Consider the following 8,563-nt stretch of genomic DNA (forward strand, 5'->3'; position numbering starts at 1 on the left):
CGCGGCGGCGGCCGCATCGACCAGTTCCAGGCCGAGCGCGATCGAGCCTTGCTTGTCGGCCGCGGCGTCCCAGGCCGGCATTCCCATCTGCAGCGCGGCCGCCGGGTCGGCGGCACGCACCGCCGCCACGCAGGCCGGCAACGCCTGCGACGGTGCGCACAGCGGCATCGCGGCCGCGTGTGCCACCGCGGACGACACCAGCACACTCCCACACAGCAGCATCCTGAGCGACTGCAAGATCAAGCGACTGCGCACTGCCGTTCTCCCCAAGATGCCGCAGCACACGCCGGATCCGTGAATGCGGCGGATATCGTCGCAATCCGGTCCCACGCGCGCCGTTGCCAGCGTGCAGGGACGCCGACCCGTGCAAGGCTATCGGCCACAGAGGCGATTTCTTGAGCTCTATCCCATGAAAGAGCCCACGTTACTCACGCTACGCCTGCACGCGCCTTTACCCGTGGGACCGCAACTAGCCCTTCTCCGACCGGGAGAGGGGTTGAGGTGAGGGTCCGAGCCCGCAGCACATCCATGCATCTCCCAACTCCAATCCCCAGGTCCCATCACAGCGGCGTCAACTGCCTGAGTTGCGCGTCATCGGGAAACGCCCGCACGCGGTAACGCGGCGGATACAGCGGCGGCTGCGGCTCCATCAGGTCGCCAAACGCGGCAACAGCCTCGTCCCAGGACACCAGGACGACCGCTTCCTCCTCGGCGTCGTCGCGCGGGACGACCAGGGCGATCCGGTCGGCTCTGGGCAACAACGTATCGACGCCCTTGGTCCAGGTGCAGAGCGAAAACTGCCGCGCGCCGTCGTCGCGCTCCTGGTAGACGCTGAACGATGCGACGAAGATGTCCTGATTGGTCGCGTCGTGGAGCTTGTCCAGCGCCGCCTTCTGATCGGCATAGGCAGGCGCGTCCAGCAGCCGGCGCAGGTCCGCCTGGCGCTGGCGGTGCTCGGGCAACGCCAGCGCGAACGGCACCATGCGGCGTGCCTCGTCGTAGCTGAACACCAGCGCGGAGACGTTGCGGCCCTGCGCGGCCGCTTCCACGCTCAGTTCCAGCATCGCGCCGATGGCGGCGGCGTCGCGATCGCCCACCACCAGCAGGCAGTCGCGCGCCGGCAGCATGAACAGCGGATTGCCCGCCACCGGAACGCGATACAGCACGTCGGGCAGCAAGGCGCGACTGGTGTCGTAGGCATCCTGCCACGCGCCGCGGAATACGCCCGGTGCGACTTCGACGAAATGGTCGGCGGTCGCATCGCGCAGATTGTCGCGGGCGATCGCCAGGCCTTCGTCCAGGGTGATCCCCCATGCCGCGCGCGGCCCCTGGAACAGCGTGGAGATCGTGTCGGGCAGATCCAGCGCCAGCAGCTCGACGCAATCCTCGGCGATGTCGCGCCATGCATATGGGAATGGCGCATCGAGGCCTTTCTCCAGCAGGTGCTCCAGCCGCAGCTCCTCGAACATGCCGCGATTGCGGATCACCGGCATCAGCGTCGCGCGCACCTCGTCGAATGTCTTTTCCCGGCCACTCTCTTCCTGCGCGTTGAGCGAGGACGTCACATAGGCGCGCAATGCCTCGGCCCGGCCTTTGCGCGTCGCGGTCCTGTAGGCCTGATAGGCGTTGTGCAGATAGATGGTGTAGCCATTGCCGCCGACCAGTCGGAACGCGTCGGGCTGATAGACCAGCTCCTCGCGATAGCCCCGCGCGCGCAGGGCGTCGGTGTACAGCCTGGCGAAGGCGTCGGGGCTGGGCGTGCGGCGGAACAGCGTGTCGAACAGTGCAGCGAACATCGGCGGTCGTCCTTGTCGAGTGGCGGCATGCGGGCGCCGCGCGGAATGCTAGCGCAGCTTTGCGGCAGCCGCAGATCGACGCGGACTGCAGTGTCCGCAACGGCACTCCGGCAACTCCGATTGCATCGAGCAACCAGAAAGCGCGCGCACGCTGCTCGGTCAGCTGTCCCTCCCACGTGCATGCACGGCGCACCGCATTACGCGTATCAGTGTGCGGCGCGAAATAAAAAGCCCCGCTGTCGCGGGGCTTTCTGGAGACTCGGCACTTCCTTCTCCCGCATGCGGGAGAAGGAGCCACGTGCTGCCCGCCTCAGGCGAACGGATCCTGCAGCACCATGGTGTGCTCGCGGTCCGGACCGGTGGAGACGATCGAGATCGGGCAGCCAGCCAGTTCCTCCAGCGCACGCAGGTAGGCGCGGGCGGCGGGCGGCAGTTCGTCCCACACGGTGATGCCGTGGGTGTTCTCGCTCCAGCCCGGGAACTCCAGGTACACCGGGGTGCACTCTTCCCAGCCCTGCGCGTCCAGCGGCGCGTATTCGGTGCGCTTGCCGCGGTATTCATAGGCGATGCACACCTTCAGCTTCTCCATGCCGTCGAGCACGTCGAGCTTGGTGATGCACAGGCCGGAGATGCCGTTGATGGCCACCGCGCGCTTCAGCGCGACGATGTCCATCCAGCCGCAGCGGCGCGGACGGCCGGTGGAGGCGCCGTACTCGGCACCGCGGTCGCGGATGCCCTGGCCGATCTCGTCGTCCAGTTCGGTCGGGAACGGGCCGCCGCCGACGCGGGTGGCGTAGGCCTTGGCGATGCCCAGCACGTAGTCGATGTCCTGCGCGCCCACGCCGGTGCCGGCCAGTGCGCCGCCGACAGTGGTGTTGGAACTGGTGACGTAGGGATAGGTGCCGTGGTCGATGTCCAGCAGCGCACCCTGCGCGCCTTCGAACAGCACGCGCTTGCCCTGCTTGCGCAGGTCGTGAAGGATGCCGGCGACGTCGGACTTCATCGGCTGCACGTACTCGCCGAAGGCCAGCGCTTCGTCGAAGGTCTTCTGGAAGTCGACCGCTTCCACGCCCAGGTACTTGGTCAGCACGAAGTTGTGGTAGTCCAGCGCGGTGCGCAGCAGCTCTTCCAGCTGCGGCGGGTAATGCAGGTCGGCGACGCGGATGCCGCGGCGCGCCACCTTGTCTTCGTAGGCCGGGCCGATGCCGCGGCCGGTGGTGCCGATGGCCTTGCCGCCGGCGGCCTTCTCGCGGGCCTGATCCAGGGCGATGTGGTAAGGCATGATCAGCGGCGCGGCCGGCGAGATCTTCAGGCGCGAACGCACTTCCACGCCGGAGGTCTCCAGCTCCTCGATCTCCTTGCGCAGCGCGGCCGGGGAGATCACCACGCCGTTGCCGATCAGGCACAGCGCATCGTCGCGCAGGATGCCGGACGGGATCAGGTGCAGGACGGTCTTCTTGCCGTTGATGACGAGGGTGTGGCCGGCGTTGTGGCCGCCCTGGAAACGCACGACGGCACCGATTTCCTCGGTGAGCAGATCGACGATCTTGCCTTTGCCTTCATCGCCCCACTGGGCGCCGAGCACGACAACTGACTGACCCATGGCTGGGTAACTCCTGGTTTGCTGCGCGACCGTCGGGGCCACGCGGATGTGGTGGCCGTGCGGGGACCGGCCGACACCGGTGCGGCCGCTCCATCGGGGAGCGTCCAGGCGGCGGCAGGACCCATACACGGAAAAAGCCGGTCGAGACGCTCACATGGAGCGGGCCCGGCCGGCTTTTGTGCATTATCCGGGTTTTGGGTGGCGGTCACCACCCCCTGGCCGGTCGCGTTCAGGCCCGGCGGCCGCAACCCGCCTGGCTCAGCCGCGCACCCACCACAGCGCCAGCAGGCCCACGCCGACGGCAATGGCGCCGGCCCCACGCAACTGCCGCGGCGGCATGCTCAACATCTGCTGCACCATGTGCCGCCACGCCTCCGGCGCGGCGAACAGCAGCAGACCTTCCAGGATCACCATCAGGCAGACCGCGGCGATGAGATCGTGCATGGCTGTCTCCTGGAGATGGGCAGCCTGCAAGACGGACGCAGGAGCATCAAAGCAAGAGCAACAGCTTCCGCTGAAGCGGGTCACTTTTCTTTGCTTGTGTAAAGAAAAGTAACCAAAAGAAAGCACACCCCGACTCCACGCCCTTCGCGCTTCGCGCTACGGGTCCGCGAACAGGACGGGATTCGCGGAAGGGGCATCCTGCCCCTGCCGCGAACGGCGCACATCCATGTGCGCCGCCCTTCGGGTTTTTCCCGCCCTGTTCGCCGCTACGTAGGGGCCCCGGCACATCAAAAGCGAAGCAACAGCAACGAACGCAGGAGCAAAGTAGAGGCTGAGCAGGGAATCAGCCTCTAGCGAATCCCCAATCCCGACTCCCCAATCCCGCCCTCAGCGATCGCTCTTGAGGTATTGCAGGAACGGATCGTTCTTGTCGAGCACGATCACGCCGTTGCCGTCGGCCATGGCGCCGCGGTAGGCCTCCAGGCTACGGTAGAAGGCGTAGAACGACGGGTCGGCGGAGCCGGCCTTGCCGTACACGCTGGCGGCCTCGGCATCGCCTTCGCCGCGCAGCTTCTGCGCGTCGCGCTCGGCCTCGGCGACCAGCACCGTGCTTTCGCGGTCGGCCTGGGCGCGGATGGTCAGCGCCTGCTCCTCGCCTTCCGCGCGCAGCTTGGCCGCTTCCTGCTTGCGCTGCGCGCGCATGCGCTCGTACACGTCGGTGATCACCTGGCTGTCGGTCGGCAGGTCGATCTGCTTGATGCGCAGGTCGACGATCTGCATGCCCAGGGTCTTGCTGGCCGCGTTGATCGCCACCAGCTGCTTGGCGATCAGTTCGCTGCGATCGCCGGACACCAGCTGCTGCAGGGTGCGCGAGTTGATCTGGTTGCGCAGCGAGTCGGTGATGATCGGCGCCAGCAGGCTGTTGGCCACCTTCTCGTCGCCGCCGGTGGTGGCACGGTAGAAGGCGCGCACGTCGGAGATGTAGCCGATGGCGAAGAAGCTGACGCTGACGTCCTTCTGCTCGGCGGTGAAGTAGCGCGCCGGGTTGGTGTCGATCACCTGGAAACGGCGGTCGAACATGCGTACCGACTCGACCAGCGGCACCTTGAAGTGCAGGCCCGGCTTGAGGTCGGCACGCACCACGCGGCCCAGGTTCAGCACCATCGCCGCCTTGTCCTCGGGCACCACGAACACCGAGCTGAGCAGCGCGAACAGCGCGACGACGGCAATGCCCGCCCACAATGACAGTTTCATCGCTGGATCTCCTCACGGCCGGTCGGGCGCGGCGTGCGCTCCGGGTTGCGGACACTCTCGGCCGAACTGCTGTTCAACGCCGGCATCAACACGTCCTGCGGCACCGTCGGCAGCGACGTGGTCGGCGCCGGCGGCGTCGCCGCGGCCGGCGCCTTGCTGTCGGCCGGCATCGGCACGTAGATCAGCTGGCGGCCGTCGCCGCCGATGACCTTGCGGTTCTCCGCCAGCACCTGCTGGATCGTCTCCAGCCACAGCCGCTTGCGGGTGACCTCCGGCGCGTTCTGGTACTGCTGCTGCAGCAGGGTGAAGCGCTCGGCGTCGCCCTGCGCGCGGGCGATCGCCGCTTCCTTGTAGCCTTCGGCGACGGTGCGGGTGCGTGCGGCCTGGCCACGCGCCTCCGGCACAACCTTGGCGGCGTAGGCCTGGGCCTCGTTGATCAGCCGCTCCTTGACCTGCTGGGCGCCGTTGACCTCGTCGAAGGCCGATTTCACTTCCTCCGGCGGACGCGCGTCGGGCAGGGTCAGGCCGGTCACGATCAGGCCGGTGTGATAGGCCTTCAGCGCGGCCTGCAGGCGCTCGCGCGCGGCCACGGCCATCGGCCCGCGGTTGTTGAGCACCGTGTTGAGATCCGAGCGGCCGATCTGTTCGCGCACCGCGCTCTGCGCGGCCTGCTCCAGCACCAGGTCGGCGTTGCGCGCGCCGAACACGTAGGTGCGCGGGTCCTCGACCCGGTACTGCACATTGAGCGAGACGTTGACGATGTTCTCGTCGCCGGTCAGCACCGGCAGCTGGCTGTCGAAGGTCTTGATGCGGGTGGCATCGACCTTGCGCACGGTCTCGATCGGCCACGGCAGCTTGAAGTTCGGGCCCGGCTGCAGGATCCGCGAGAACTGGCCGAAACGCAGCACCACACCGCGCTGCTGCTCGCCGATCAACTGGAAGCTGCTGAACAGCAGCACCAGCACCACCGCACCCAGGACCCAGCGGCCGATGCCGCCGCCATCGCCGAACAGGTCCTTCAACGGACCCGGCAACCCGCCCCACCTGCCTCCCCCATTGCCGCCACGCGGCGGCCAGGGACCGCGCCCGTGATTGTCGGGGCCGTCTCCGCCCTTGCCGCCAGGTGTGTTCCAGGCCATGCATGCTCCAAGAAGGAAGGTGGCGCCGCGTCGGTCACGCGCCGGTCACCGGATAATGAGTCGCCGATTCTACAAGATGGGGCAGACCCGCCGTTTCGAAAGGGTATCTTGGTGCATTCCTGCGTGCCGACCAAGGTGTTCCATGTCCGTTCCCGCCCAGTTCTCCGCCTTCCGCATCCATCAGGACGCCACCGGCTACCACGCCGGCCTCGCCCCGCTGTCGCTGGACCAGCTCAGCGACGGCGAGGTGGTGATCCGCGCCGCCTGGTCGTCGGTGAACTTCAAGGACGCGCTGGCCGGCACCGGCCAGGGCAAGATTCTGCGCCGCTTCCCGCTGGTCGGCGGCATCGACGTGGCCGGGCACGTGGTCGCCTCCCGCGACCCGGCGTTCAAGGAAGGCGACGCGGTGCTGGTCACCGGCTGCGGCCTCAGCGAGACCCGCGACGGCGGCTACAGCGAGTACGTGCGCCTGGAGTCCAAGTGGGTGGTGCCGCTGCCGGCCGGGCTGAGCCTGCGCGAGAGCATGGTGCTGGGCACCGCCGGCTTCACCGCGGCGCTGGCGCTGCTGCGCCTGCTCGACAACCGCCAGACCCCGGCGCATGGCCCGCTGTGCGTGACCGGCGCCACCGGCGGGGTCGGCTCGCTGGCGATCGACATCTTCAGCCGCGCCGGCTTCGAGGTGCATGCGGTCAGCGGCAAGGCAGACCGCGCCGAGCAGCTCAAGGCCTGGGGCGCCACCCAGGTGCTCGGCCGCGAGGCCCTGCAGACCAGCCGGCCGCTGGAATCGGTGCGCTTCGGCGGCGGCCTGGACAACGTGGGCGGGGCGATGCTGACCAGCCTGCTGGCGCAGACGGCGCCGTACGGCAACGTCGCCAGCGCCGGGCTGGCCGCGACCGCGGAGCTGGACATGACGGTGATGCCCTTCATCCTGCGCGGGGTGTCGCTGCTGGGCATCGGCTCGGCCGGCACCGCCCGCGACCTGCGCGACCGCATCTGGCAGCACCTGGGCAGCGACTGGAAGCCGCGCCACCTGGAGACGATCTGCACCCGCGAAGTGGACCTGGCCGGCCTGCCGGAGGTGTTCGCGACGATGCTGGCCGGGCAGTCGTTCGGGCGCACCGTGGTGCGGCTGGATCCAAGCGCGTAGCCACGCCGACGCTTTGTGACACGCAACGCTTTCCGCCTTCGCGCCGCTGCCTCTACACTCGGAGCCTCCTAGGGGGAACTACATGGCACGCATTCTGATCGTCGACGATTCGCCGTCGCAGTTGCTGGGCATCCAGCGCATCGTGGAAAAGCTGGGGCACGAAACGATCACCGCCACCGACGGCGCCGCCGGCGTGGAAGCGGCCAAGGCGGCCTTGCCGGATCTGGTGCTGATGGACGTGGTGATGCCCAACCTCAACGGCTTCCAGGCCACCCGCACCCTGCGCCGCGAGCCGACCACGCAAAACATCCCGGTGATCCTGGTCACCACCAAGGACCAGGACACCGACCGCATGTGGGGCATGCGCCAGGGCGCCCGCGCTTACATCACCAAGCCGTTCTCCGAGGACGAGTTGTACGAGGTGATCGAGCGTGTGTTCAGTGGCGAGGATGCGCCTTAAAAGCCGGGAATCGGGATTGGGGAGTGGGGAGTCGTAAGGGCGGGTTTCCGGGCGGCGTTTGCGCGCGCAGCGTGAGGCCGCATTGCACTCGGCGCCCTCCTACGACGCCACAGCGCGAGGGGAGCCCGCTTTTGCGAATCCCCAATCCCGACTCCCCAATCCCGCCTCACTTCACACGGCCTCGCCAAACGCCTTGGCCAGCCCGCGATACGCCTTGCGCTGCGCTTCGGTTTCCGGCGCCGGCGCCAGCACTTCCAGTTCGACGATCTGGTCGCCAGGCGGAGTGCCGGGCAGGCCGCGGCCGCGCAGGCGCAGCTTGCGGCCGGCGTCGGACTCCGGCGGAATCTTCAGTTCCACCGCCCCGCCCAGGGTCGGCACGCTGATGCTGGTGCCCAGCGCCGCCTGCCAGGGCGTCACCTGCAGGGTGTAGAGGATGTTGCGGCCGTCCACCTCGAACTGCGGATGCGCGGCGTACTCGATCTCCAGCAGCAGGTTGCTGCCGCCGTTGCCCTGCCCGCCCAGCCGGATCACCTGGCCGGGGCGCACGCCCTTGGGGACGCGCACGTCCAGCTGCTTGCCGTTGATGGTGATGCGCACGCTGTCGCCGGCGTACACCGCCTCCAGCGGCACCGCCAGCTTGGCGCGGGTGTCGCCGCGCGGCGCGCCCGGTCCCGGACCGGGGCCGGCGCCGCCCTGGCGGGCACGCTGCTGGCGGGGGGC

General features: G+C 68.5%; 9 protein-coding genes. 2 read left to right on the forward strand and 7 right to left on the reverse strand.

What is annotated here, in order from left to right; genetic code table 11:
- The 6 genes from D183_RS24560 to hflK all read right to left on the reverse strand — a co-directional run.
- On the reverse strand, positions 1–198 hold a 198-nt coding region (locus D183_RS24560; RefSeq protein ID WP_157835205.1), incomplete at its 3' end, for a hypothetical protein.
- A 362-nt stretch (positions 199–560) separates the two neighbouring features.
- Complete coding sequence (locus tag D183_RS0111710; RefSeq protein ID WP_017909156.1) at positions 561–1,796, reverse strand: hypothetical protein; 1,236 nt, start codon at positions 1,794–1,796, stop codon at positions 561–563.
- Between the two features lie 310 nt (positions 1,797–2,106).
- Positions 2,107–3,399 (reverse strand): adenylosuccinate synthase, encoded by a 1,293-nt coding sequence (locus D183_RS0111715; RefSeq protein ID WP_026144396.1) that lies wholly within the window; start codon positions 3,397–3,399, stop codon positions 2,107–2,109.
- 258 nt (positions 3,400–3,657) lie between these two features.
- Entirely contained in the window at positions 3,658–3,843 is a 186-nt protein-coding gene (locus tag D183_RS0111720) for a DUF2065 domain-containing protein (RefSeq protein ID WP_017909158.1), read from the reverse strand.
- A 387-nt stretch (positions 3,844–4,230) separates the two neighbouring features.
- Positions 4,231–5,097: a protease modulator HflC gene (gene hflC / locus D183_RS0111725; protein ID WP_026144397.1), complete on the reverse strand. Its 867-nt coding sequence runs from the start codon at positions 5,095–5,097 to the stop codon at positions 4,231–4,233.
- Positions 5,094–6,236 carry an FtsH protease activity modulator HflK gene (hflK, locus tag D183_RS0111730; RefSeq protein ID WP_026144398.1) on the reverse strand — a complete coding sequence of 381 codons (1,143 nt, stop codon included), beginning with the start codon at positions 6,234–6,236 and terminating at the stop codon, positions 5,094–5,096. Before hflK ends, hflC begins: the two co-directional genes overlap by 4 nt.
- 142 nt (positions 6,237–6,378) lie before the next feature.
- Between hflK and D183_RS0111735 the strand changes: the two genes are divergently transcribed.
- Both D183_RS0111735 and pilH read left to right on the forward strand, forming a co-directional pair.
- Entirely contained in the window at positions 6,379–7,383 is a 1,005-nt protein-coding gene (locus D183_RS0111735; RefSeq protein WP_017909161.1) for an acrylyl-CoA reductase family protein, read from the forward strand.
- An 82-nt stretch (positions 7,384–7,465) separates the two neighbouring features.
- Entirely contained in the window at positions 7,466–7,843 is a 378-nt protein-coding gene (pilH, locus tag D183_RS0111740) for a twitching motility response regulator PilH (protein WP_010340114.1), read from the forward strand.
- Between the two features lie 171 nt (positions 7,844–8,014).
- On the opposite strand, the gene D183_RS0111745 is transcribed toward pilH, so the two are convergent.
- Positions 8,015–8,563, reverse strand: a 549-nt coding sequence (locus D183_RS0111745) for a DnaJ C-terminal domain-containing protein (RefSeq protein WP_017909162.1), incomplete at its 5' end; no start/stop codon positions are given.

Origin of the sequence: Xanthomonas sp. SHU 199 (assembly GCF_000364665.1) — a bacterium.
GTDB lineage: Bacteria > Pseudomonadota > Gammaproteobacteria > Xanthomonadales > Xanthomonadaceae > Xanthomonas_A > Xanthomonas_A sontii.